This window comes from Bradyrhizobium sp. TM233, from assembly GCF_036247965.1.
Lineage (GTDB): Bacteria > Pseudomonadota > Alphaproteobacteria > Rhizobiales > Xanthobacteraceae > Bradyrhizobium > Bradyrhizobium ottawaense.
Genome location: NZ_BTIG01000013.1, coordinates 64,168 through 87,185, shown reverse-complemented (window position 1 = coordinate 87,185; position 23,018 = coordinate 64,168). Strand labels below are relative to the sequence as shown.

Genomic DNA, 23,018 nt, shown 5'->3' with positions numbered 1-23,018 from the left:
CCCGGAGGCCATCCCTCCGGCCTGTGTAGCATTTTTACGAACGGGAGTCGTCAGGCATCGAGGCGCATGGCCAGTCCGCGCCGGGCCATGTGCTCCTTGGCTTCGCGGATGGTGAATTCCCCGAAATGGAAGATCGAGGCAGCCAGCACGGCCGTGGCGTGGCCGTCGCGGATACCGTCGACGAGGTGGTCGAGATTGCCGACGCCGCCCGAGGCGATCACAGGCACGGCAACGCTGTCGGCGATCGCCCGGGTCAGCGGGATGTCAAATCCCTGCCTCGTGCCGTCGCGATCCATCGAGGTCAGCAGGATTTCGCCGGCGCCGAGCGAGACCACTTCCTGGGCGTATTCGATGGCGTCGATGCCGGTCGAGTTGCGACCGCCATGGGTGAAGATCTCCCAACGGTCGCCGCCGGGGCGCTTGACGCGCTTGGCATCGATCGCAACCACCACGCATTGCTCGCCGAATTTCTCGGCCGCTTCCTTGACGAACTCGCGCCGGGATACCGCGGCGCTGTTGATCGAGACCTTGTCGGCGCCGGCGCGCAGCAGCGTCTTGATGTCGTTGACCTCACGCACGCCGCCGCCGACGGTCACAGGCATGAAGCAGGCCTCCGCCGTGCGCCGGACCACGTCCAGCATGATGCCGCGATTCTCATGGGTCGCGGTGATGTCGAGGAAAGTGAGTTCGTCTGCGCCGGCGGCGTCATAGGCGATCGCGGCTTCGACGGGGTCGCCGGCATCCCTGAGATCAACGAAGTTGACGCCCTTGACGACCCGTCCGTCCTTGACGTCGAGGCAGGGGATCACGCGCACCTTGAACATGTGTCAGCTCCCAGGCGCGCGCGCGTTGCGGATCAAGGTGAGGGCGGCGGCGGGATCGAGCCGGCCGTCATAGAGCGCGCGGCCGGCAATCGCGCCGGCGAGCTTCTTCGCCCGCGGTGTCAGCATGGCTTTCACATCTTCGATCGAGGCGAGGCCGCCTGAGGCGATCACGGGAATCGAGATGGCGTCGGCCAGCGCAATGGTCGCATCGAGGTTCAGGCCCTTGAGCAAGCCGTCACGCGCGATGTCGGTGAAGATGATGGCGGCAACGCCGGCATCCTCGAATCGCCTTGCGATCTCCAGCACCGTCACTTGCGAGGTCTCGGCCCAGCCTTCGACCGCGACCTTGCCGTCGCGCGCGTCCAGCCCGACCGCGACGCGGCCGGGGAATTTTTTCGCCGCAGCCTTCACCAGCTCCGGATCGCGCACCGCGGCGGTGCCGATGATGACGCGGGTGATGCCCTTGTCGAGCCAGGCTTCGACGGTCGCGAGATCGCGAATGCCGCCACCGAGCTGCACCGGGATCTTGATCGTCTTCAGCATCGCCTCGACGGCCTCGGCATTCACCGGCTTGCCGGCGAAAGCGCCATCGAGATCGACGACATGGAGATACTCAAAGCCCTGCTCGACGAAGCTCTGCGCCTGCGCGGCAGGATTGAGATTGAACACGGTCGCGCGCGCCATGTCGCCTTGCTCGAGGCGCACGCATTGTCCGTTCTTGAGGTCGATCGCAGGAAAGAGGATCATGATTGAGCCAGGATTTTTCCGCGCACACGGTGCGCTCCCTCCCCCCTTGTGGGGGAGGGTTGGGGAGAGGGGTAAGCCACGAGCACCGCCGTCGCGGCTGCCCCCCTCCCGAATGCTTCGCATTCGACCTCCCCCACAAGGGGGGAGGTAACAAGAGAGACAACCATCACGGTTTCCATCGCAAAAAGTTCGAGATCAGAGCGAGGCCAAAGCGCTGGCTCTTCTCGGGGTGGAATTGGGTGCCGATCGCGGTGTCCTTCGCGACGATCGCGGTGACAGGCCCGCCATAATCGGCGCGCGCGAGCACGTCCGCCTCGTTGGCGGCGTTGAGGTGGTAGGAGTGCACGAAATAGGCATGCTGGCCTTTCGGACCGAGCGGCAGCCCGTTCAGCACCGGATGTTCCTGCAGCACGTCGAGCGTGTTCCAGCCCATGTGCGGGATCTTCAGGCTTTCGTCGCGCGGCGTGATCTTCTCGACGTCGCCGCTGATCCAGTTCAGCCCATCGGTCGTGACGTGCTCCTTGCCACGGCTCGCCATCAGCTGCATGCCGACGCAGATGCCGAAAAAGGGCCGCGCCTTGACGCGCACCGCCTCGGTGATCGCCTCGACCATGCCGTTGACGGCGTCCAGTCCGCGCCGGCAATCGGCAAAGGCGCCGACGCCCGGCAGCACCAGTCGGTCGGCTTCGTAAGCCTGATCGGGATCGCTGGTGACGAAAACCTTTTGCGGATTTTCGAGGCTGCGCGCTGCGCGTTCGAAAGCCTTGGCGGCGGAATGCAGATTGCCGGAACCGTAATCGATGATGGCGACGCTCATCTTGACCCTCCCGGTTCTGGAAACAACCCGATGATGCCGCCGGCCGGAATCGGCGGCGGGTTCGAGAATGGCTGACCCGGCACACTGCGGGTCGGCGGCGGGCCGCCGCGATCGACGGCCCATTGATCGTTGACGATGCCGTGCTGCTTCTGGCTCCAGCGCTCGAAGAAGCGGCGCTCGGCGGTGTCCTCGTCATCGCCAACCACCACGTCGAGCTGCCGCCATTTGCCGCGCGACAGCGTCCAGCGGCGCAGGCTCGAGGCCTCGAAGCCCATCAGCAGCGCGACGATGAGATCGGCGAAGAAGATCGAGCCCCGTCCGACGCCGAGGCTCGACAGTCCGGCGTTGAACGCTGCGACGAAAACCACCCAGCCGATCAGCGCCAGCCACAGCCGATTCCACAGCAGCCAGAACGGACCGAGGATCATCGCCCAGAAATGGAATCCGTCGCGCACGAACACGAACTTGTCGGTCGCGCGCAGATCGGCTCCGGCAGGGGAGGGAGCATGAACTGTGTAGACAGGCATGGTGATGCCCCGTTCCTAGGAATTCAGTGATGCCGCAAGCGGCGCGCAGCCGCCCGGCCGAAAGACGTTAGCCGCCGAGCGAGCCCTTGGTGGACGGGATTTCTCCCGCCGCTTTCGGATCGATCGCGACCGCGGTGCGCAGCGCCCGCGCCAGGCCCTTGAAGCAGGACTCGGCGATATGGTGGCTGTTATCGCCATATAGGGTCTCGACGTGGAGAGTCACGCCGGCATTCATGGCGAAGGCCTGGAACCACTCGCGCACCAGCTCGGTGTCGAACTCGCCGATCTTGTCGCGGGGGAAGTCGGCCTTGAACACCAGGAACGGGCGGCCCGAGATGTCGATGACCACGCGCGACAGTGTCTCGTCCATGGGCATGTGCACGCCAGCATAGCGGGTGATGCCCGCCATGTTGCCGAGCGCCTGCTTGACCGCCTGGCCGAGCGCGATGCCGGTGTCTTCGGTGGTATGGTGGTAATCAATGTGCAAATCGCCCACCGCCTTGACCGTGAGGTCGATGCGGGAATGGCGGGCGAGGAGATCGAGCATATGGTCGAAAAAGCCGATGCCGGTCGCGATATTGGCCACGCCGGTGCCATCGAGGTTCACGGAGACCTCGATGTCGGTTTCCTTGGTCTTGCGCTTGATCGTCGCGGTGCGCATTGAAACTAGCTCTCATCCTGGCTCGGGGCCGAAAACGCCGGTCTTTTAACAGCCAAATGATGCCTTCGCTACCGCGGGATCGCCTTGGCTGGGCGGCACTTCCACCTATGGTGAGCGAATTGGGGCCGGAGCGGCCCGTTGTGCCCAGGTTGTCCCCTTGCCTCCGACCGCCTAAATCAGGCCGGACAACGAGGTACCTCATGCAGGATTCCAAGAACAGCTCGCCGGGCTGGCACGGCACCACGATCTTGACCGTCCGCAAAGGCGGCAAGGTGGTGGTCGGCGGCGACGGCCAGGTCTCGATCGGCCAGACCGTGATCAAGTCCAACGCCAAGAAGGTCCGGAAACTCGGCAAGGGCGACGTGATCGGCGGCTTTGCCGGCGCGACCGCCGATGCCTTCACGCTGTTTGAGCGGTTGGAAGCCAAACTCGAGCAATATCCGGGGCAGCTGACCCGGGCCGCGGTCGAGCTGGCCAAGGACTGGCGCACCGACCGTTATTTGCGGCGGCTGGAGGCCATGATGATCGTGGCCGACAAGGACGTCTCGCTGGTGCTGACCGGCACCGGCGACGTGCTCGAACCCGAGGCCGGCGTCATGGCGATCGGCTCCGGCGGCAATTACGCGCTGGCGGCGGCACGGGCCCTGCTCGACACCGACAAGGACGCCGAGACCATCGTCCGCCGCTCCCTCGACATCGCCGCGGATATTTGCGTCTACACCAACCGCAATTTGACCATCGAGAGCTTGACGGCCGGATAGGACGGAGTGGGACGGACTCGACCCGCGTTCCGATGAAGGTGCGTTCCCTCCCCCTTGTGGGGGAGGGTTAGGGAGAGGGGTAGCCCAGGAAAAGGTGCCGGTGATGATGCACCGAGTGCAGTCGTGCGACTCGAAAGAATCCCCGTGTGATACCCCCTCCCTGCCCCTCCCCCACAAGGGGGGAGGGAACGGAGAGAGCGCTATTGCCGCTTGGACTCAATTCGACTTCAGCTAGTCACGCCTTAAACTATGGCTGTTACCTACACCTTCCGCTCCATGACCACCGCCGACCTGCCGCTGGTCCGGCGCTGGCTGCGTGAGGCGCATGTGCGGGAATGGTGGGGCGATCCGCATGAGCAGTTTGCGCTCGTCAGCGGCGATCTCGATGAACCCGCCATGGACCAATTCATCGTGTTGGCTGGCCGGCAGCCCCTGGGCTATCTTCAATGCTATCACCTGACAGCCTGGAATACGGGCTTCGGGCCGCAACCGGAGGGCACGCGTGGGATCGACCAGTTCATCGGCGAGAGCGGCATGATCGGACGCGGTCACGGCTCGGCCTTCATCCGTCAATTCGTCGATGAGCAGTTTCGCAGCGGCCGGCCCCGCATGGTCACCGATCCGGATCCGCTCAATGCGCGCGCGTTACGTGCCTATGAGAAAGCGGGCTTTGTCCGCGACCGCATGGTCGAGACGCCGGACGGGCCGGCGCTGTTGATGGTGCGCGAGCCGTGACGTTGACGAGCACGCACGAAAGCAAGGTCGCGGTCCCGCCGCTCGCCTGGGTCGGCATCGCGCTGGTGCTGCTGGCGCTGCAGGCCGCGATCCTGTTCGGCATGGGGCGGGTGCCGATCTGTACCTGCGGTTATGTCAAGCTGTGGCACGGCGTGGTGAACAGCTCGGAGAATTCGCAGCATATCGCCGACTGGTACACCTTCTCGCACATCCTGCACGGTTTCCTGTTCTACGGCCTGACCTGGCTGCTGTTCGTGCGGCTGCCGTTCCTGCCTCTGTCCTGGCCGGCACGGCTGATCATTGCCATGCTGATCGAAGGCGCCTGGGAGATCGTCGAGAACTCGCCCTTCATCATCGAGCGCTACCGCGCCGGCACGATCTCGCTGGATTATTTCGGCGACAGCATCGTCAATTCGGTCTCCGACAATCTGGCCATGATGCTCGGGTTCCTCGTCGCGCGCGTTCTGCCCGTATCAGCGACGATCCTGATCGGCCTCGCCTTCGAGGTCATGCTGGCGCTGCACATTCGCGACAATCTGACGCTCAATATCCTGATGCTGATCCATCCGATCGAGGCCGTGAAGCAATGGCAATCCGGCCCGCCCATCATCTGAACCTAAAAAGCGACTTGTCCTTGACCGCCTCCCGCCCTAGCTAGACAGACATGACAGACTTCTCTCCCCGTGAAATCGTTTCCGAACTCGACCGTTTCATCGTCGGCCAGGCCGACGCCAAGCGCGCCGTCTCGATCGCGCTGCGCAACCGCTGGCGCCGGCAGCAGCTCGAAGGCTCGCTGCGCGAAGAGGTGCTGCCGAAGAACATCCTGATGATCGGCCCCACCGGCGTCGGCAAGACGGAAATCGCGCGGCGGCTCGCCAAGCTCGCGAATGCGCCGTTCCTGAAGGTGGAAGCGACCAAATTCACCGAGGTCGGCTATGTCGGCCGCGACGTCGAGCAGATCGTGCGCGATCTCGTCGAGGTCGCGATCGCCCAGGTCCGCGAGAAGAAGCGCAAGGACGTGCACGCCCGTGCGCAGCTCGCCGCCGAGGAGCGGGTGCTCGATGCGCTGGTCGGTGCCAATGCCAGCGCGGCGACGCGTGAATCCTTCCGCAAGAAGCTGCGTGCCGGCGAGCTCAACGACAAGGAAATCGAGATCGAGACGCAAAGCGGCGGCAGCGGCATGCCGATGTTCGAGATCCCGGGCATGCCGGGCGCGCAGATGGGCGCGATCTCGATCGGCGACATCTTCGGCAAGTTAGGGGGCCGCAGCAAGACGCGGCGGCTGACGGTCGAAGGCTCGCACGAGATCCTCGTCAACGAGGAGTCCGACAAGCTGCTGGACACCGATCAGCTGACGCTGGAGGCGATCAACGCGGTCGAGAACAACGGCATCGTGTTCCTCGACGAGATCGACAAGATCTGCGCGCGCGAGGGCCGTGCCGCCGGCGACGTCTCGCGCGAGGGCGTGCAGCGCGATCTGTTGCCCTTGATCGAGGGCACCACGGTCTCGACCAAGCACGGCGCGGTCAAGACCGACCACATCCTGTTCATCGCCTCCGGCGCCTTCCACGTCGCCAAGCCGTCGGACCTGCTGCCGGAATTGCAGGGCCGGCTGCCGATCCGCGTCGAGCTGCAGGCGCTGACCCGCGACGACATGCGCCGCATCCTGACCGAGCCCGAGGCCTCGCTGATCAAGCAATATGTTGCCTTGATGCAGACCGAGGGCGTGACGCTCGACATCACCGACGGCGCCATCGACGCGCTCGCCGACGTCGCGGTCGCCGTCAACTCCACCGTCGAGAACATCGGCGCGCGGCGGCTGCAGACCGTGATGGAGCGGGTGCTCGACGAGATCTCCTTCACCGCCCCCGACCGCAGCGGCGAGACCGTCAAGGTCGATGCCGATTTCGTCCAGAAGCACGTCGGCGACCTCGCCAAGAACGCGGATCTGAGCCGGTTCATTTTGTAATTTGGGGCGGTCACGCTATTGATGCGGCGTGACCGTACGCATCCTGCAAAATCCCTGGCGACTCCTGCTCGCGATCAACGCGGCGGTCATCGTCGGCGTGTTCATTCACAAGATCCAGCTGCCGCCTTACGTCCCCTACATCCACCTCCTGGTCGACTACCATTTCGGGTTCATCAAGCGCGCGCTGATCGGAGCCATCGTCGCGCTGGTCACGGACAAGGTGCCGGTCTGGTCGGTGTTCGCGATCGGCGGGGTGACGTGGCTGGTGACGCTGGCCCTGTACGCAAGGCTGTTTCAGAAGAGCTTTGGCTTCACCGCGAAGACGCTGCCGCTGTTCGTCTTCATCGCGGGCTCGCCGTTCTTCCTGAAGAACTTCATGCACACGCTCGGCCATTTCGACATCTATGGCTGCGCGCTGGCGATCGTGCTCTTGCTGATGCCGGCGGGGTCGCTGCTGTTCGTGGCTTTGGCTGCGCTGTTCTCGATCGTCCTCGTGCTGATCCACCACATTCATCTGCTGATGTATGTGCCGACGATCGCCACCATCGTCGTGGTCAGGCACTATCTCGCTTACGAGCTCAATCGCAGCAACGTCGCCTTCGGCATCGTCGTCCTGCTCATCGTCGCGGTGCTGTTCTTTGCGGCGCAATTTTGGGGAACGATGCCGATCCCCGAAGCGGATTTCGTCGCTTACTTGAAGACCCAGATGGCCGATCCCTCGCGCACCGACCTGCTGCAATTCGCCTACATCTGGTACCAGCCGCTGGCGAAGGAGGTTTCGGACACCTGGGGACGCTTGCCGCACAACCTCCTCGGCGTGCCCGTGTTCGCGCTGCTGATCTGGCTGCACACGCCGCTGTGGCGCTTCTTCGCGAACCTGATCGGCGCGCTTGCAAGCGAGACGCACCGCCGCCTGGTGCTCGCGGCGCTGACCGGAATCAGCCTCGCTTATCTCGTGATGTTTGCGATGGTGTTCGATTATTCACGCTGGATCTCGAACTGGGCGGTCTGCATGTTCCTGATCCTGCATGCGGTCAAGATGCTGCCGGCCGCGCGGGAGGTCTCACCGATTCCGTCAGAGGATCGGAAGACCAATATCTTCGGCCTGATCCTCACGCTGATTCCGCGCGTCGGAATCATCCGGCCGTTCTAAAACCTCGCCCGCCTGATCCGCACATACAGCGCGCCCTCGCCGCCATGGCCGATATGCGCCGTCTCGAAGCCGACGACGAAAGCGCGGAATTCCGGCAGGCTCAGCCATTCCGGCACCAGGCGGCGCAGCACGCCGCTTTCGCCGCCGCTGCGGCCCTTGCCGGTGATGACGAGCACGAAGGTCAGGCCGTCGTGATGGGCGCGGTGCAGGAAGCCGGTCAGGGCACGATGCGCGCGCGTCTGGGTCATGCCGTGCAGATCGAGTCGCGCCTCGATCTCGCTGCGGCCGCGCGACAGTTTTGTGCGCTCGCGTTTGCCGAGCGGCGCCAAGGGCGGGACGGCCGGTTTAGCGGCACGCGGCGCCGGTGCAGCCGCAACCGGCCGTGGCGATGACGGAGGCCGCGTGACGGGTGCTGCGGGCAAAGGCTCGGTGCGCGGAGCGGCATGCGCCTTCGCGGCGCGGTGCTTCCTCAGCGGCTTGACCTGTTTGGCAACGACCTCCCACAGCGCGCGCTCCTCCTCGCTCAGCGCGCGGCGGCGCGGCGAGGGGCGAGGCTCCAGCACGGGCGGACGGGACGATCGCTTCATTGCTGCCGATGGGGACGTTTCTTCGCCGGCCGCTGCGGTTCGGAAGCGGGCTCGATCACGGGACGCGGCGCCGGCAGCGGGACTGGACCCGCGATGGCGACCGTGTCGCTCTTGGTTTCCACAGCGCCGGCGGCCGCAGCCGGCTTCGCCGTCCCCTTCCCGGGATCGGTTTGCGGAAACAGCTTTGCGATCTTCTCCGAGGGGCGCGGATCAGGCACCGGCAACCGCGCGCCGCGTGCCGTGGGATCGAGGCCCTTCGGCACCAGCATCACGAAATGCATGGGATGGCGCAGCCGGCCGGAGATACGGCCGGCATCCGCGCCTGCGCCGAAGAACAGATCGGCGCGCGCGGGCCCTATGATGGCAGAGCCGGTGTCCTGCGCGATCATCAGTCGATGGAACGGCGTCTTGGCGCGCTCGGACTCGATCGGCAGCTCGCCCTCGATGAAGAATGGCGTGCCGTAGACATGCAGCGCCTTGTCGACCGCGATCGAGCGTCCCGCCGTCAGCGGGATGCCCTGCGCGCCCACCGCCTCGTCCTTGTCGGAGAGGTTGACCTCGCGGAAGAAAATATAGGCACGGTTCTGGCGGCGCAGATCCTTGGCACCGTCAGGATTTTGCGCCATCCATTCCCTGATCTTCTGCATCGACATCTCTTCCTTCGGAATGATGCCGCGCTCGATCAGAACGCGCCCGACGGCGGTGTAGGGATAACCGTTATAGGCGTCGTAGTTCAGCCGGACCGTGCCGCCGTCGTCGAACTTGATCCGCGCCGAGCCCTGGATCTGCGCGAACAGCAGATCGGTCGGATCCTTCAGCCAGGCGATCTCGAGCCCGCGGCCGGCAATCTTGCCGTCCTCGATCTCGCCGCGGTCGTAATAGGGCACCAGCTTGCGGCGGCCGATCTTGCGATAGACCGGGCCCTTGTTGGGCAGGCTGACCGAATCCTGCTTGTAGCCGCGCACGAACAGATTCGAAGGACGACGGTAGACCGGAACATTGTAGACGTCGGTCTGCGTACGTGATCCCTCCAGCACCGGCTCGTAATAGCCGGTGACGAAACCGTCGGGCTCGCCGAGGCGGGAGATCCGCAGCGGCGCGAAATTCTCCTCGAAGAAGGTCTTTGCCTTGGCGTCGTCGGTGAGATCGAGCGATTTCGCCGCCCGGCAAGGTTCGCTCAGCGAGCCTCCAATTGCTTTTGATTCGGCCTTCGGTTCAGTCGCGCCGGTCTGTGCGTTGATCGGCTTGCAGCTGGCACGGAACGTCTTGTACGCCGCGAGATGATTGTCATCACCCCAGCCCTTCACGTCCGCCCAGGCCAGCGGCAGATATTGCGCGCCCGGAATTTCGAACGGCAGCGGAAGCTGCGGATAGGGCAAGGCCCGCGGCGGAGCGGCAGGCAATTGCGGGGGATGATGGTGATGGCTGCGATAGTGGCGCCGCGCCGCCTCGGCGCCGAGCGAAAACGACGACAGCACGACGACACCTGCGCAAAGCGCCGTCGCGCCGGTCTTCAGATAGACCTTAATTCGCGCTTCCGGTGCCAACCAGCTTCCAGTTCGGATCGCGAGAGGTGATGTCGCGGGCGAAAGTCCAGATGTCGGTGATGTCGGCGACCGTATCGGCGCTGCCGTCGACGATGTTACCGGCCTTGTCTCGGGTGGCCGAGATCATCTGCGAGACGAAGCGGATCGTGAGCTGCGCGGTACGGTCGCGCAGCTCGGCGCCGACGAGTTCAGCCTTGTCGATGGAGACGAAGCGGGTCTCGGTCTTCTGCTCGTTCTTCTCGCGTTCCCTGATCGCGGCTTCGAAGCTGTCATAGACGTCCGACGACAACAGGTCGCGTAGCGCGCGGCGGTCGCCATTGGCAAAGGCCAGCACGATCATCTCGTAGGCGCCGCGGGCGCCCGAGATGAAATGGCGCGGGTCGAACGTGGAATCCTTGTCGACGATGGCATCCAGGCCCTGCGCCAGCGCGGTGCCCGGCTCGGTCAGGCCCTTCCAGCGATCGGAGGGCGGGGTCGGCTCTGCGGTCGGCGCCAGCGGGGCCTGGTCGATCACCTTGCCCGGCATGGTCACGACGTTGTTGTCCTGGGCACCCCCGAGCGCATTGCGGGCGGCAGTCCGATCGAACGGCGGCCGCTCGTTGCCGGTCCGCTGCCCGAGCACGCTGCGCAGCCGCAGAAAGATGAAGACCGCCAGCGCCAGGAAGATGATGGTGTAGATGTCCACGTCGGATTCGCTTTCTGGTCTTTGCTCTGGGTCTTCGCTGTGGGTCGTTGCCGGGAAAATCAATCCGGCCAGTAGACCGTTCCATACGGGAACGGCAAGTCTACATCACCATTTTAGGTCCGCGTCAGGTCCGTGGGATGTAGGCACGAAATCTTGCCCGGCCAATGGCGCCTTTTGGCACAGCACCGAGTGTAGCGCGTTTTATGCTTAAGGGGAAACCCGATCCTGCCCGGAAATCGCGCATCTTCAATCATTTAAGGCGCAGTTTTGCGGAAAAGGCGGGATGAACGCGACAGTTGCAGCGCGGCCGGAATCCCGCCTCCGGGACCGTTCGTCCTTGTGGAATGAGGCGGCCCTATGTTAGCCAACCGCCGCGAAATTCAGCCCAAATCGGGTAAGGAGAGACTCTCATGACCAACGGTAACGGCACCCCTCCCGAGGCGGCCCAGGCCCCCCAGCTCAACGTGCTGGCGCAATATACCAAGGACCTTTCGTTCGAAAATCCGAACGCGCCCAGCTCGCTCCAGCAGCAGAGCCAGCCCCCCCAGATCAACATCCAGATCAATGTCAGCGCCAACAACCTCAGCGAACAGGAGTTCGAGGTGACGTTGTCGGTCGAAGGCAAGGCCGAGACCGCGGGCAAGATTATGTTCTCGTTCGAGCTTGCCTATGCCGGCGTGTTCCGCATCGCCAATGTGCCGAAGGAGAATCTGCATCCGCTGGTCATGATCGAGTGCCCGCGGCTGTTGTTCCCGTTCGCCCGCGAGATCATCGCAACCGCAGTGCGCGACGGCGGGTTCCCGCCCCTGATGCTGGACCCGGTCGATTTCGTCGGTCTCTATCGTCAGAACATGGAGCGACAAATGGCCGCCCAGCCGAGCGGCCAGGCCTAGCCAGACGGAGGAGCTGGAGCGGGCAAAAACTCGTTCCAGATCGCCTTGTCGCCGAGCGTTGCAATGAAGGCCCGGTGGGCCTCGCGCTCGGCATCGGAAACCCGCGGCGCAAGCGGCACCAGGCGCTGCCGCCGCGGCGCATCGCCAGCCGCATTGAGGCGAATTTCCTGAGCGTCCGACGCCAGGAGCAGCTGCGACTGCCGCGCCCCGACCAGATCGACATAGACCTCGGCCAGCAGCTCGGCGTCCAGCAGCGCGCCGTGCTTGGTGCGGCGTGAATTGTCGATCGCATAGCGCGAGCAGAGATCATCGAGCCTGTTGGACACGCCGGGATGCTTGCGGCGCGCCAGCAGCAGCGTATCGACCAGCCGTTCGCGCGGGATCGCCGCGCGCTTGATCTTGTCGAGCTCGGCATTGATGAAGCCGATGTCGAACGAGGCGTTATGGATCACCAGCGGCGCATCGCCGATGAACTCCAGAAACGCATCGACGACCTCGTGGAACAGCGGCTTGGTCGACAGGAATTCGGCTGACAGCCCATGCACCGCGAACGCTTCCGCCGGCATGTCCCTCTCGGGATTGATATAGACGTGATACGTCTGCCCCGTCGGCATGCGGTTGAGGATCTCGACACAGCCGATTTCGACCAGACGATCGCCGCGAAGCGGATCGAGGCCGGTGGTTTCGGTATCGAGAACGATTTCGCGCATGTCTTGAGATCAGTCGCTTGAGAGCCGTGTGAGACGGCGAATCAGGCTCGCCGCTGCGGCATCTTAACGACCTCGGCCAGGATGTGGGCGATTTGGGCGCGCACCGGGTCAAGTCCGTGTGACGTATCCACCACGAAATCGGCCCGCTTGCGCTTCTCGGCGTCGGGCGTCTGCTTGGCGATGATCGCGTCGAGCTTGGCTTCGTCCATGGTGCCGCGCGCCAGCACCCGCTCGCGCTGGAGTTCCGGCGTGGTCGAGACCACGACCACCGCGTCGACCCGCTTCTCTCCACCGGTCTCGAACAGCAGCGGGATATCCAGCACCACCACTGGCGCCTTGGCAGCTTCCGCCTCGGCGAAGAACTTTTGCCGGGACGCACCAAGCATCGGATGGACGATCTGCTCGAGCTGCTTGATGGCGGCGGGATCATGCACGACGCGCGCCGACAGCTTTGGCCGGTCCACCTTGCCGTTCACCGTGGTGCCGGGGAAGGCGGCCTCGATCGCGGGCGCGGCTTCGCCCTCATAGAGCTGATGCACGGCGGCATCGGCATCGTAGACGGGCACACCGGCCTCCGCGAACAGTTTCGCGGTGGTGGATTTTCCCATCCCGATCGAGCCGGTCAGTCCCAGGATCCGCATCAGCGCTCAGCCATGTCTGTCATTCACACCGCAACTAGCCGTTCGCGTCGCAGGAACGCAAGCAGCGGCAGCAGCGGCAGGCCGAGAATGGTGAAATGATCGCCCTCGATCCGCTCGAACAGATGGATGCCCAGGCTTTCAAGCTGATAGGCGCCGACGCTGGTGGTGACGGCGTCGCCGGCAGCGTCCAGGTAGGCTGAAAGCTCGTCCTCGGTCATCTCGCGCATGGTCATGCGGGCGACCGAGACGTCTTCGAAAACAATCTTGCCATCATGCGCCACGGCCACGGCGGAGTTCAGCTCATGACTGTTGCCGGCGAGATCGCGCAACTGGGCCAATGCCTGCGGACGACCCGCGGGCTTGTTGAAAAGACGATTGCCAAGAGCCAGCGTCTGATCAGCGCCAATCACGTAGCTCCCGGGATGACTGGCTGAGATCGCCTTGGCCTTTTCGCGCGCCAGCAGCAGAGCGATCTCGCGCGGATTTGAAAGCGCTGAAGCTAATTGAATACCGCGCTCGTCGATATCGGCGGTAATAGCCTTGAACTCCAGCCCGGCATTGGCCAGCAGCATTTTCCGGGCACTGCTCTGCGAGGCCAGGATCAACGGAGATTTGCCGAGCCACAGACCCATCGCGAAGACTATCCGGAAGGCCGGTTGCGCTGGCGATCGCTGTAGAGCTTCATGATCGCCGCCGCGGTTTCCTCGATCGAGCGACGCGTAACGTCCAGCAGTGGCCAATCGTGCTTGGCGCTGAGCTTGCGCGCAAACGCGACCTCCTCGGTGACCGACTGCCTGTCGGTATAGGTGTCGTTGCCGGAGTCGGTCCCCATCGAGAGCAGGCGATTCTGACGGATCTGGATCAGGCGTTCCGGCGTCGCGTGCAGGCTGACGACCAGCGGCCGTGTCAGCGTCTCCAGTTGCGAGGGCACCGGAATGCCGGGAACCAGCGGCACGTTGGCGGTGCGGATGCCGCGATTGGCGAGATAAATCGACGTCGGCGTTTTCGACGTTCGCGACACGCCAACGAGCACCACGTCGGCATCGTCGAGGCCTTCGACGTGCTGGCCGTCGTCGTGGATCATGGTGTAGTTCAGCGCGTCGATGCGCTTAAAATATTCCGCGTTGAGGACGTGCTGGGCGCCGACGCGGCCCGTGGTCGCAGCCCCGAGATAAGCTTCGAACAGCTGCATCACCGGGCCGATGATCGACAGGCTCGGAACATTGATCCCCTTGCACTTGTCTTCGAGCCTGGAGACCAGATCCTTCTCCAGCAGCGTGAACAGCACGATCCCCGGCGCTTCCTCGATCTCGTCGAGCACGCGGTCGAGCTGCTTCTGGCTGCGCACCAGCGGATAGACGTGCTCGACCGGCGTCACGTTGGCGTATTGGGCCGCAACCGCCCGTGCCACGGTGATTAGCGTCTCGCCGGTGGAGTCGGAGACCAGGTGCAGATGGAAATAATTGTTCGAGGTTGGCACAAAATCTCTTTGTATGGAGTCGGTGTGGATTGTGGATTTCTGTGGAGCTTAACCCCTCGGAAAGGGTTGCGCGACACCAGGGGCGGGACAAGTGCCAATTTTCTTCACACCGCTGCCCGTCAGGACAAGTCCGGCGGCCCTGCCGATTGGGAAACGGGATTGCGCGGACAACTCCCTTGATAAGCTGCCGACAGAAAGGCGCAAGCCTTTGAAGCTGGCCGACTTATCGCAAGTCGCCAGATCGATCAGGGATATGTTGATGGATGTGAACAAGCGCGCGTGAACGTGCGGACGGAATCTTGTGAGTCAAATCCACGGTCACATAGACTCAAACCTTAAGAATCTAAGATTCTAGATTTGAGGAAGGCGCTACGGACGGATATGTGTGCAGGCAAGACCTTAACGAGTTCTTACTATCCCCAGCGTTCCCTCGGCTGGGTCAGAAATCTGGACGTAGAAAATGTTTGAAGACGTCTATCTCTGGATCAAGGCGCTGCATGTCATCGCCGTCATCTCCTGGATGGCGGGCATGCTCTATCTGCCGCGGCTGTTCGTTTATCACAGCGAGGCCGAAATCGGCTCGAAGCAGTCCGAAACGTTCAAGATCATGGAACGCCGGCTGCTCAAGGCCATCATCAACCCGGCCATGATCGTCACCTGGCTCGCCGGGCTCTATCTCGCCTGGTCCGGCCACTGGTTCTCCTTCGGCTGGCTGCACGTAAAACTGGCACTGGTCCTGGTAATGTCGGCGGTACACGGCTTTTTTTCCCGCTGGCTGAAGGATTTCGCCGCTGACCGGCGCCCGCGGAGCCAGAAATTCTATCGGATTATCAACGAGGTGCCGACCGTTCTGATGATTTTCATCGTCATCATGGTGATCGTGAAGCCGTTCTAGGCAAGACGCGCGACGATTAGCTCAGCGCTTCTGCTTGCGGAGCGGGGAGCGATTTTCTATATTGTCGATATCCCACCCAACGCAGGCGGATGTGGTTGTGTCTGAGCTTTCCAGAGGCCGGACACCGCATCAGGTTTGAAGCCTCATCGGCACTTAACCTTGCCAGACCTGCGGACTTCATCTTCTCACGTCCGCATTTCAGAGCCTCCTCGCACCCCCTCCCAAGGTTACCCCACAGGACCACCCCAATGCGGGAAATTAAACTCGAAGACCTCAAGTCCAAAACGCCGGCCGAGCTCGTCTCGTTCGCGGAGGAGAATGGGGTCGAGAATGCCAGCACCATGCGCAAGCAGGAGCTGCTGTTCGCCATCCTCAAGCAGCTCGCGCTCGCCGAGACCGATATTGTCGGCCAGGGCGTCGTCGAGGTTCTCTCCGACGGCTTCGGCTTCCTCCGCTCGCCCGATGCGAATTATCTGCCGGGCCCGGATGACATCTACGTTTCGCCCTCGCAGATCCGCCGTTTCGGCCTGCGCACCGGCGACACCATCGAAGGCCACATCCGCAGCCCGAAAGAGGGCGAACGCTATTTCGCGCTGCTGAAGGTCAACACGCTCAATTTCGAGGACCCGGAAAAGGCCAAGCACAAGGTCAATTTCGACAACCTCACGCCGCTGTTTCCGAATCAGCGTTTCCGCATGGAAATCGACGATCCGACGCGGAAAGACCTTTCTGCACGCGTGATCGACATCGTCGCGCCGATCGGCAAGGGCCAGCGCGCATTGATCGTCGCGCCGCCGCGTACGGGTAAAACCGTGCTGATGCAGAACATCGCGCACTCGATCACGCACAATCACCCCGAATGCTATCTGATCGTGCTGTTGATCGACGAGCGTCCGGAAGAAGTCACGGACATGCAGCGCTCGGTGAAGGGCGAGGTCGTGTCCTCGACTTTCGACGAACCGGCGGTGCGCCACGTCCAGGTCGCCGAGATGGTGATCGAGAAGGCCAAGCGCCTGGTCGAGCACGGCCGCGACGTCGTGATCCTGCTCGATTCGATCACGCGCCTCGGCCGCGCCTACAACACCGTGGTGCCGTCATCCGGCAAGGTGCTGACCGGCGGTGTCGACGCCAACGCGCTGCAGCGCCCGAAGCGTTTCTTTGGTGCCGCGCGCAACATCGAGGAGGGCGGCTCGCTGACCATCATCGCGACCGCGCTGGTCGATACCGGCAGCCGCATGGACGAAGTCATCTTCGAAGAGTTCAAGGGCACCGGCAACTCGGAGCTGATCCTGGATCGCAAGGTCTCGGACAAGCGCACCTTCCCGGCGATCGACATCTCGCGCTCCGGCACCCGTAAGGAGGAGCTCATCACCGATCCGCAGGTGCTCAAGAAGATGTACGTGCTTCGCCGCATCCTCAACCCGATGGGCACGATGGACGCGATCGACTTCCTGCTCGACAAGCTGCGGTCGACCAAGAGCAATTCGGAGTTCTTCGACTCCATGAATACCTGAGTGCAGTGCAATAAGAAATTTGAGGGCGCCTTCGGGCGCCCTTTTTCGTTGTGCGGCTCTGCTGCGGCGTAGATGCAGCATGAAGCTGGAGTCGAAGCGCAGATCCAGATTTCTCGGAAGATGTTGATATACCTACAGAATGCTTGACATTGGCTGACGGACATCCTGCCAAGCGGCGAGATTTTTGCAGCAAAGTTCCCGGTCTATATTGCGCTGCAACATGGTCTTTGCTGCGGCAAAGGCGCAGCAAAACGGACCCGCCGCGGTCCTGGGAGCGGCCCATTTGCGTTTTCGTCGCGAGCCGGACAAATAGGCCATGCATCCGCGAGACCAGACCATCTTTGCGCTCTCGTCCGGCCGGACGCCGAGTGCGATCGCCGTGGTGCGCGTCTCGGGTCCGCAAGCCGGTCTGGCGCTGACGACCTTGGCGGGGAAGCTGCCGGCGCCGAGGCAGGCCAGCCGCCGGCTGCTTCGTGACGGCGCCGGCCAGCCGATCGACGATGCGGTCGTGCTGTGGTTTCCGGGGCCGGCCAGCGCGACGGGCGAGGACGTCGCCGAATTCCACGTTCATGGCGGCCGCGCCGTGCTCTCGGTGCTGTTCGCCGAAATTTCTGTTATCCCGAATACGCGAGCCGCCGAGCCGGGCGAGTTCACGCGGCGCGCGTTCGAGAACGGCAAGCTCGACCTGACCGAAGCCGAGGGTCTCGACGATCTCATCCACGCCGACACCGACCGCCAGCGGCGCCAGGCGCTGCGCCAGTTGCAGGGCCTGCTCGGTGACCGCGCGCGCGACTGGCGCGAGCGCATCATCGAGGCGTCGGCGCTGATCGAGGCCGGCATCGATTTTTCCGACGAGGGCGATGTGCCGGCGGAATTGAGGTCGCCGGCGGTGAAAGCGATCAAGGCCCTGCACGATGAAATCACAAAAGTCCTTGCGGCACGGGGACATTCTGAACGGCTGCGTGAGGGCCTGGTGGTTGCGATCGCGGGCGAGCCGAATGTCGGCAAGTCGACGCTGATGAATCAGCTCGCGCGCCGCGAGGTCGCGATCGTCTCGCCGCATGCCGGCACCACGCGCGACGTGATCGAGGTCCAGCTCGATCTCGACGGCTATCCCGTCACGGTGATCGACACCGCCGGCATCCGCGAGACCGATGATCCGGTCGAGCAGGAGGGCGTGCGCCGCGCGCGAGCGCGGGCCGAGGACGCCGACCTAGTGCTGTGGCTGGTGGAGGGGGAGCAAGCCGTCAATCCGGACGCGCTGCGTTCCCTTCGGAAATCCGAAGACGACGATCGGTCGGAGGGGTCCGTCTGGATCGTCCGTAACAAGATCGATATCGGGGGTATCAAGCCGGGCGGCGAGTTCGGGATCTCGGCGAGTCGGGGTGATGGCATCCCCGAGCTGGTCGATGCGCTGGTGAAATTCGCTTCCGAGTTTTTCGGAACCACCGAGGGCGCGCTGGTGACCCGGGCTCGCCAACGGGAACTGTTGGTCCGGACGGCAGAGAGCTTGCGCCGGAGTCTGGACCTTGTAGAAGACGGCGAGGAGCTTGCAGCCGAAGAGCTGCGCGCCGCCGCTTACGCCTTGGGCCGGTTGCTGGGCCGGGTGGATGTCGAAGACGTCCTCGGCGCCATCTTCCAAAAGTTCTGTATCGGAAAGTAAGGCTAGTTCTTCATTGTAGAACTAGCGCTTGTTCCATTTCTTGTTTCACGTGAAACAGCCCCGCCGCCCGCTTAAGCTTGATATCGATCAGGGAACCCCGCTTCGGAGTCGGGGGGCGCGAAGCGTGATCTAGAACCTCTGGCTGCTTCGCCCGGCTCGAGCCTGCCTGCCCGCCCGGATGTTTCACGTGAAACACTGGTTGGGTGGAGAGCAAGGCCGGGCGAATAGGAGTTCCTCTCTTTAAGCGAGTCCGAGGCCCATTTCAGGGCCTCTATTCTCGCCTCTTCAAGAACCCCTGCGATGAAGCGATTCAGGCTGCCTCCGAGAAGGGATTCTGGATTGCTTTGCCCGCAATGCCTGTGGCGACCAGCGGATCCAACATCCACCAGGCGTCACCTTGCCCGGTGGAATGCTGATTCGTTTCACGTGAAACACGAAGCAATTCAATGGCCATTCTACTGTGCTTGGGTTGTTTTCGCAGAATCGCTTTCGGCCGGTGGTCCGTGTTTCACGTGAAACATCGCCTCTCCAGTTTCTACTTCCGGCTTTCCCGACACTGAGCTAGAAGTTCGCCCCATGCGAACAGAGCGAGAGAGCTTCGACGTCATCGTGATTGGCGGCGGCCACGCCGGCTGTGAAGCCGCGGCTGCGTCTGCCCGGATGGGTGCGGCGACGGCTCTGGTGACGCACCGTTTCGCCACCGTCGGCGCGATGTCCTGCAATCCGGCGATCGGCGGCCTCGGCAAGGGACATCTGGTTCGCGAAGTCGATGCGCTGGACGGTCTGATGGGTCGCGTCGGCGATGCGGGGGGCATCCAGTTTCGCATGCTTAATCGCCGCAAAGGCCCGGCTGTTCGCGGTCCTCGGGCCCAGGCGGACCGGAAGCTCTACGCTGCGGCGATGCAGGCTGCGATCCGTGAAACCCAGGGTCTTGCTGTCATCGAGGGCGAGGCCGACGAGCTGATAGTGGTCGAGGGACGGGTCACCGGACTGCGCCTGGCCGACGGCCGGGAGCTTCGGGCAGGGGCAGTCGTTGTCACCACAGGCACCTTTCTCCGCGGCCTGATCCATCTCGGTGAGAAGAACTGGCCCGCCGGCCGTGTCGGCGAGGCGCCTGCGATGGGTCTTTCCAGCTCCTTTGAGCGTGCCGGCTTCACCCTTGGACGGCTCAAGACCGGCACTCCGCCGCGTCTGGACGGCACCACGATCGACTGGTTCGCAGTCGAAATGCAGCCCGGAGACGAGCCGCCGGAGCCGTTTTCGGTGATGACCGAGCGGATCACCACCCCGCAGATCCAGTGCGGGATCACCCGGACCACATCCGCGACCCATGAGGTGATCCGGGCCAATGTCCATCGCTCCCCGATGTACTCCGGCCAGATCAAGAGCTCTGGTCCCCGCTATTGCCCCTCCATCGAGGACAAGATCGTCCGCTTCGGCGATCGTGACGGTCATCAGATCTTCCTGGAGCCGGAAGGCCTCGACGACAGCACCGTCTATCCCAACGGCATCTCGACCTCGCTGCCGGAGGAGGTCCAGCTCGCGATCCTCGCCAGCATCCCCGGCCTTGAGCGAGTGAAGATGGTCCGGCCGGGCTATGCCATCGAATACGACCACATCGATCCCCGCGAGCTCGATCCGACCCTGCAGACCAAGCGCCTCCGCGGCCTGTTCCTGGCCGGACAGATCAACGGCACCACCGGATACGAAGAGGCTGCCGGGCAGGGCATCGTGGCCGGCCTGAACGCGGCACTGGCTGCGAGCGGGGCCGCATTGACGGTGTTCGACCGTGCCGACGGCTATCTCGGTGTGATGATCGACGACCTCGTCACCCGCGGGATCAGCGAGCCCTATCGGATGTTCACTTCCAGGGCCGAGTATCGCCTGACCTTGCGGGCGGACAATGCCGATCAGCGTTTGACCGAGAAGGGGATCGCTTTGGGGTGCGTCGGCAGTGCCCGGACCCAGCATCATCGTGCCAAGATGGACGCCCTGAACGCGGCCAGGGCGCTGTCGAAGTCGCTGGCGATCACCCCGAACGAAGCGATCAAGCACGGGCTGTCCCTGAACCGGGACGGCCAGCGCCGGTCGGCGTTCTCCCTGATGGCCTATCCGGATATCGGCTGGAGCCAGGTCCGCGCGATCTGGCCGGAGCTGTCCGCCATCGATCCCGTCATCGCTACCCATCTCGAGATCGACGCCAAGTACGATGTCTACCTCGAGCGCCAGAGCGCCGACGTCGAGGCCTTCCGGCGCGACGAGGGGCTGGTGCTGTCTGAGGTCGATTACCAGCAGGTGCCCGGGCTCTCCAACGAGGTGCGTGCCAAGCTGGAGAAGGCACGGCCGTTCACCGTCGGGCAGGCTGGCCGGATCGACGGCATGACGCCGGCAGCGCTCGGCATTCTCGCGGCCTATCTCCGGCGTGAGGCACGCAAATCCACCAAGGCAATCGCATAGGCGTTTCACGTGAAACAGCGCGGACCGGGCGGGGACAGACCGCTAACGCGACGACCAGGGACAGGTGAGGGCGCGCATCGTCGATCTGACCCGGGACCGACCAAGCCGAAGATCGACAAAGCCAGTGCCAACGATCAGGCGCTCGATTCCGTCATCGCTGCCGACAAGCGTGAGGCGCTCGAGCTCGCGCCCGTTTCACATGAAACGGAAGCCCGGCTCGATCGCTACATCGCGCTGCTGCGGGAGTGGCAGGCCAAGACCAATCTGGTCGCGCCCTCGACCCTGCCAAACCTCTGGACCCGGCACATCGCCGACTCGCTCCAGCTCGTCGATCTCGCGCCCGCCGCGAAGCGCTGGGCCGATCTCGGCAGCGGCGGCGGCTTTCCCGGCGTCGTCCTGGCCTGCGCCATGGCCGGGACGCCGGGTGCGAGCGTTCATCTCGTCGAGCGAATCGCCAAGAAGGCTGCATTTTTGCGCGAAGCGATTCGCGTCACCACATCTCCGGGAGTCGTACATCTCGCTGAGATCGGGGATAATGTGGATAGAATCACCGGCCCCGTCGATTGCGTCACCGCGCGTGCGCTGGCTCCGCTACATCAACTCATCGGCTTTGCGGAGCCGCTGATGCGCCAGGGCGCAAAGGCGTTGTTTCTCAAGGGTCAAGATGTAGAGGCTGAATTGACCGAAGCCGCTAAATATTGGAATATCGAGCCTCGGCTCCACCATAGCCGCACGGGCGACGGCTGGATCGTGGAGCTCGATGCCGCCGAACGGCGCAGTTGAGGCTCAGGGGTTGAGTGGGGAAATTTCGATGACCGTGATTGACGAGCCGCAGCAAGAGCAGACCCAAGAACCGACCCAAGAACCGACCAGCGAGGTGCCGCACGGCCACCCGCGCATCCTGGCGCTGGCGAATCAGAAGGGCGGCGTTGGAAAAACAACCACAGCGATCAACCTCGGCACGGCACTCGCCGCGATCGGCGAGCGTGTGTTGATCGTCGATCTCGATCCGCAGGGCAACGCCTCGACCGGCCTCGGCATCGATCGCCGCAACCGCTCCTGCTCGACCTATGACGTGCTGATTGGTGAAGCCCCGCTGCGTGAAGCTGTGGTCTCGACCGCGGTGCCGCGGCTGCACATCGCGCCCTCGACCATGGATCTCTCCGGCCTCGAGCTCGAGCTCGGCACCACGCCCGGCCGCGCCTTCAAGCTGCGCGACGCGATCGGCGCGCTCAACAACAACGTCTCGCCGGATGCCGACTACACCTATGTTCTGATTGACTGCCCGCCCTCGCTCAACCTGCTCACGGTGAACGCGATGGCGGCCTCCGACGCGATCCTGGTGCCGCTGCAGTGCGAGTTCTTCGCGCTCGAAGGTCTGTCGCAATTGCTGCAGACCGTGGAGCAGGTGCGCTCGACGCTCAATCCGAACCTGTCGATCCACGGCATCGTGCTGACCATGTTCGACTCGCGCAACAATCTCTCCAACCAGGTCGTCGCCGACGTCCGGCAGTTCATGGGCGAGAAGGTCTACAAGACCATGATCCCGCGCAACGTGCGCATCTCCGAGGCGCCGTCCTATGGCAAGCCGGTGCTGGTCTACGATCTCAAATGCGTCGGCAGCGAAGCCTATTTGCGGCTTGCCACCGAAGTGATCCAGCGCGAGCGCGAGCTGCGCGTCACGCATTGACGAGGCCGTAGTCCGTAGGGTGGGTTAGCCGAAGGCGTAACCCACCACTGTCTATCTCCGCG

The 23,018-nt window shown here is 63.6% G+C and carries 25 protein-coding genes; 12 read left to right on the top strand and 13 right to left on the bottom strand.

The window, feature by feature from the left end:
- Positions 1-50 precede the first annotated feature (50 nt).
- From hisF to hisB, 5 genes are all read right to left on the bottom strand, one after another.
- Positions 51-824, bottom strand: coding sequence for an imidazole glycerol phosphate synthase subunit HisF (gene hisF / locus AABA86_RS24345; protein WP_018323523.1), 774 nt, complete (start codon positions 822-824; stop codon positions 51-53).
- A gap of 3 nt (positions 825-827) precedes the next feature.
- Positions 828-1,571, bottom strand: coding sequence for a 1-(5-phosphoribosyl)-5-[(5-phosphoribosylamino)methylideneamino]imidazole-4-carboxamide isomerase (gene hisA, locus AABA86_RS24340; RefSeq protein WP_212243285.1), 744 nt, complete (start codon positions 1,569-1,571; stop codon positions 828-830).
- Positions 1,572-1,737: 166 nt separating this feature from the next.
- On the bottom strand, positions 1,738-2,388 hold the full coding sequence (hisH, locus tag AABA86_RS24335; protein WP_338308709.1) for an imidazole glycerol phosphate synthase subunit HisH: 651 nt from the start codon (positions 2,386-2,388) through the stop codon (positions 1,738-1,740).
- A complete protein-coding gene (locus AABA86_RS24330) occupies positions 2,385-2,915 on the bottom strand; it encodes a DUF2628 domain-containing protein (protein WP_028139386.1) in 531 nt (176 codons plus the stop codon). The genes hisH and AABA86_RS24330 overlap by 4 nt, the downstream gene beginning before the upstream one ends.
- Before the next feature lie 67 nt (positions 2,916-2,982).
- Positions 2,983-3,576 (bottom strand): imidazoleglycerol-phosphate dehydratase HisB, encoded by a 594-nt coding sequence (gene hisB / locus AABA86_RS24325; protein WP_018323527.1) that lies wholly within the window; start codon positions 3,574-3,576, stop codon positions 2,983-2,985.
- A gap of 200 nt (positions 3,577-3,776) precedes the next feature.
- On the opposite strand from hisB, the gene hslV reads away from it, so the two are divergent.
- From hslV to AABA86_RS24300, 5 genes are all read left to right on the top strand, one after another.
- Entirely contained in the window at positions 3,777-4,337 is a 561-nt protein-coding gene (gene hslV, locus AABA86_RS24320) for an ATP-dependent protease subunit HslV (protein ID WP_212243277.1), read from the top strand.
- Between the two features lie 249 nt (positions 4,338-4,586).
- Positions 4,587-5,072 carry a GNAT family N-acetyltransferase gene (locus AABA86_RS24315; RefSeq protein WP_338308708.1) on the top strand — a complete coding sequence of 162 codons (486 nt, stop codon included), beginning with the start codon at positions 4,587-4,589 and terminating at the stop codon, positions 5,070-5,072.
- Positions 5,069-5,686 carry a DUF2585 domain-containing protein gene (locus AABA86_RS24310; protein WP_338308707.1) on the top strand — a complete coding sequence of 206 codons (618 nt, stop codon included), beginning with the start codon at positions 5,069-5,071 and terminating at the stop codon, positions 5,684-5,686. The genes AABA86_RS24315 and AABA86_RS24310 overlap by 4 nt, the downstream gene beginning before the upstream one ends.
- Before the next feature lie 50 nt (positions 5,687-5,736).
- Positions 5,737-7,041, top strand: coding sequence for an ATP-dependent protease ATPase subunit HslU (gene hslU, locus AABA86_RS24305; RefSeq protein ID WP_338308706.1), 1,305 nt, complete (start codon positions 5,737-5,739; stop codon positions 7,039-7,041).
- A gap of 28 nt (positions 7,042-7,069) precedes the next feature.
- Positions 7,070-8,194 (top strand): hypothetical protein, encoded by a 1,125-nt coding sequence (locus AABA86_RS24300; protein ID WP_338308705.1) that lies wholly within the window; start codon positions 7,070-7,072, stop codon positions 8,192-8,194.
- Here the strand turns inward: AABA86_RS24300 and AABA86_RS24295 are convergent.
- From AABA86_RS24295 to AABA86_RS24285, 3 genes are read right to left on the bottom strand one after another with little or no spacing between them, the layout of a single operon-like run.
- Positions 8,191-8,781 carry a Smr/MutS family protein gene (locus tag AABA86_RS24295; protein ID WP_338308704.1) on the bottom strand — a complete coding sequence of 197 codons (591 nt, stop codon included), beginning with the start codon at positions 8,779-8,781 and terminating at the stop codon, positions 8,191-8,193. The genes AABA86_RS24300 and AABA86_RS24295 overlap by 4 nt on opposite strands.
- Positions 8,778-10,328 carry a murein transglycosylase A gene (mltA, locus tag AABA86_RS24290; protein WP_338308703.1) on the bottom strand — a complete coding sequence of 517 codons (1,551 nt, stop codon included), beginning with the start codon at positions 10,326-10,328 and terminating at the stop codon, positions 8,778-8,780. Before mltA ends, AABA86_RS24295 begins: the two co-directional genes overlap by 4 nt.
- Positions 10,306-11,013 carry a Tim44/TimA family putative adaptor protein gene (locus AABA86_RS24285; RefSeq protein WP_338308702.1) on the bottom strand — a complete coding sequence of 236 codons (708 nt, stop codon included), beginning with the start codon at positions 11,011-11,013 and terminating at the stop codon, positions 10,306-10,308. Before AABA86_RS24285 ends, mltA begins: the two co-directional genes overlap by 23 nt.
- A gap of 410 nt (positions 11,014-11,423) precedes the next feature.
- Here AABA86_RS24285 and secB point away from each other — a divergent pair, with 410 nt between their 5' ends.
- Positions 11,424-11,906: a protein-export chaperone SecB gene (secB, locus tag AABA86_RS24280; protein WP_018323536.1), complete on the top strand. Its 483-nt coding sequence runs from the start codon at positions 11,424-11,426 to the stop codon at positions 11,904-11,906.
- On the opposite strand, the gene dnaQ is transcribed toward secB, so the two are convergent.
- The 4 genes from dnaQ to AABA86_RS24260 are packed head-to-tail and all read right to left on the bottom strand — an operon-like array spanning position 11,903 to position 14,737.
- A complete protein-coding gene (dnaQ, locus tag AABA86_RS24275) occupies positions 11,903-12,616 on the bottom strand; it encodes a DNA polymerase III subunit epsilon (RefSeq protein WP_212243267.1) in 714 nt (237 codons plus the stop codon). The genes secB and dnaQ overlap by 4 nt on opposite strands.
- A 41-nt stretch (positions 12,617-12,657) precedes the next feature.
- Positions 12,658-13,257 carry a dephospho-CoA kinase gene (coaE, locus tag AABA86_RS24270; protein ID WP_212243265.1) on the bottom strand — a complete coding sequence of 200 codons (600 nt, stop codon included), beginning with the start codon at positions 13,255-13,257 and terminating at the stop codon, positions 12,658-12,660.
- Between the two features lie 23 nt (positions 13,258-13,280).
- Entirely contained in the window at positions 13,281-13,889 is a 609-nt protein-coding gene (locus tag AABA86_RS24265; protein ID WP_212243264.1) for a Maf family nucleotide pyrophosphatase, read from the bottom strand.
- An 8-nt stretch (positions 13,890-13,897) separates the two neighbouring features.
- A complete protein-coding gene (locus AABA86_RS24260) occupies positions 13,898-14,737 on the bottom strand; it encodes a pyruvate, water dikinase regulatory protein (RefSeq protein ID WP_212243263.1) in 840 nt (279 codons plus the stop codon).
- A gap of 460 nt (positions 14,738-15,197) precedes the next feature.
- Here AABA86_RS24260 and hemJ point away from each other — a divergent pair, with 460 nt between their 5' ends.
- The 3 genes from hemJ (at position 15,198) to mnmE (ending at position 18,809) form a co-directional block, all read left to right on the top strand.
- A complete protein-coding gene (gene hemJ, locus AABA86_RS24255; RefSeq protein ID WP_212243262.1) occupies positions 15,198-15,632 on the top strand; it encodes a protoporphyrinogen oxidase HemJ in 435 nt (144 codons plus the stop codon).
- A gap of 248 nt (positions 15,633-15,880) precedes the next feature.
- Entirely contained in the window at positions 15,881-17,146 is a 1,266-nt protein-coding gene (gene rho, locus AABA86_RS24250; protein ID WP_008133567.1) for a transcription termination factor Rho, read from the top strand.
- 316 nt (positions 17,147-17,462) lie between these two features.
- Entirely contained in the window at positions 17,463-18,809 is a 1,347-nt protein-coding gene (mnmE, locus tag AABA86_RS24245; RefSeq protein WP_212243260.1) for a tRNA uridine-5-carboxymethylaminomethyl(34) synthesis GTPase MnmE, read from the top strand.
- Positions 18,810-19,119: 310 nt separating this feature from the next.
- Here the strand turns inward: mnmE and AABA86_RS24240 are convergent, their stop codons facing one another.
- Positions 19,120-19,263 (bottom strand): hypothetical protein, encoded by a 144-nt coding sequence (locus AABA86_RS24240; RefSeq protein ID WP_338308701.1) that lies wholly within the window; start codon positions 19,261-19,263, stop codon positions 19,120-19,122.
- A 122-nt stretch (positions 19,264-19,385) separates the two neighbouring features.
- Here AABA86_RS24240 and mnmG point away from each other — a divergent pair, with 122 nt between their 5' ends.
- The 3 genes from mnmG (at position 19,386) to AABA86_RS24225 (ending at position 22,956) form a co-directional block, all read left to right on the top strand.
- A complete protein-coding gene (gene mnmG, locus AABA86_RS24235; protein WP_338308700.1) occupies positions 19,386-21,266 on the top strand; it encodes a tRNA uridine-5-carboxymethylaminomethyl(34) synthesis enzyme MnmG in 1,881 nt (626 codons plus the stop codon).
- A gap of 153 nt (positions 21,267-21,419) precedes the next feature.
- Positions 21,420-22,049, top strand: a complete 630-nt coding sequence (gene rsmG, locus AABA86_RS24230) for a 16S rRNA (guanine(527)-N(7))-methyltransferase RsmG (RefSeq protein WP_445083488.1) — start codon at positions 21,420-21,422, stop codon at positions 22,047-22,049.
- A gap of 28 nt (positions 22,050-22,077) precedes the next feature.
- Positions 22,078-22,956 carry a ParA family protein gene (locus AABA86_RS24225; RefSeq protein WP_018323546.1) on the top strand — a complete coding sequence of 293 codons (879 nt, stop codon included), beginning with the start codon at positions 22,078-22,080 and terminating at the stop codon, positions 22,954-22,956.
- Positions 22,957-23,018 lie beyond the last annotated feature (62 nt).

Coding starts and splice junctions, on each gene's coding strand:
- AABA86_RS24225 (WP_018323546.1), top strand. CDS start 22,078: ATGACCGTGATTGACGAGCCGCAGCAAGAGCAGACCCAAGAACCGACC.
- hisA (WP_212243285.1), bottom strand. CDS start 1,571: ATGATCCTCTTTCCTGCGATCGACCTCAAGAACGGACAATGCGTGCGC.
- AABA86_RS24315 (WP_338308708.1), top strand. CDS start 4,587: ATGGCTGTTACCTACACCTTCCGCTCCATGACCACCGCCGACCTGCCG.
- AABA86_RS24295 (WP_338308704.1), bottom strand. CDS start 8,781: ATGAAGCGATCGTCCCGTCCGCCCGTGCTGGAGCCTCGCCCCTCGCCG.
- hisB (WP_018323527.1), bottom strand. CDS start 3,576: ATGCGCACCGCGACGATCAAGCGCAAGACCAAGGAAACCGACATCGAG.
- hemJ (WP_212243262.1), top strand. CDS start 15,198: ATGTTTGAAGACGTCTATCTCTGGATCAAGGCGCTGCATGTCATCGCC.
- AABA86_RS24240 (WP_338308701.1), bottom strand. CDS start 19,263: ATGGCCATTGAATTGCTTCGTGTTTCACGTGAAACGAATCAGCATTCC.
- secB (WP_018323536.1), top strand. CDS start 11,424: ATGACCAACGGTAACGGCACCCCTCCCGAGGCGGCCCAGGCCCCCCAG.
- AABA86_RS24330 (WP_028139386.1), bottom strand. CDS start 2,915: ATGCCTGTCTACACAGTTCATGCTCCCTCCCCTGCCGGAGCCGATCTG.
- dnaQ (WP_212243267.1), bottom strand. CDS start 12,616: ATGCGCGAAATCGTTCTCGATACCGAAACCACCGGCCTCGATCCGCTT.
- rho (WP_008133567.1), top strand. CDS start 15,881: ATGCGGGAAATTAAACTCGAAGACCTCAAGTCCAAAACGCCGGCCGAG.
- hisF (WP_018323523.1), bottom strand. CDS start 824: ATGTTCAAGGTGCGCGTGATCCCCTGCCTCGACGTCAAGGACGGACGG.
- AABA86_RS24265 (WP_212243264.1), bottom strand. CDS start 13,889: ATGGGTCTGTGGCTCGGCAAATCTCCGTTGATCCTGGCCTCGCAGAGC.
- hslV (WP_212243277.1), top strand. CDS start 3,777: ATGCAGGATTCCAAGAACAGCTCGCCGGGCTGGCACGGCACCACGATC.
- hisH (WP_338308709.1), bottom strand. CDS start 2,388: ATGAGCGTCGCCATCATCGATTACGGTTCCGGCAATCTGCATTCCGCC.
- mnmE (WP_212243260.1), top strand. CDS start 17,463: ATGCATCCGCGAGACCAGACCATCTTTGCGCTCTCGTCCGGCCGGACG.
- mnmG (WP_338308700.1), top strand. CDS start 19,386: ATGCGAACAGAGCGAGAGAGCTTCGACGTCATCGTGATTGGCGGCGGC.
- hslU (WP_338308706.1), top strand. CDS start 5,737: ATGACAGACTTCTCTCCCCGTGAAATCGTTTCCGAACTCGACCGTTTC.
- coaE (WP_212243265.1), bottom strand. CDS start 13,257: ATGCGGATCCTGGGACTGACCGGCTCGATCGGGATGGGAAAATCCACC.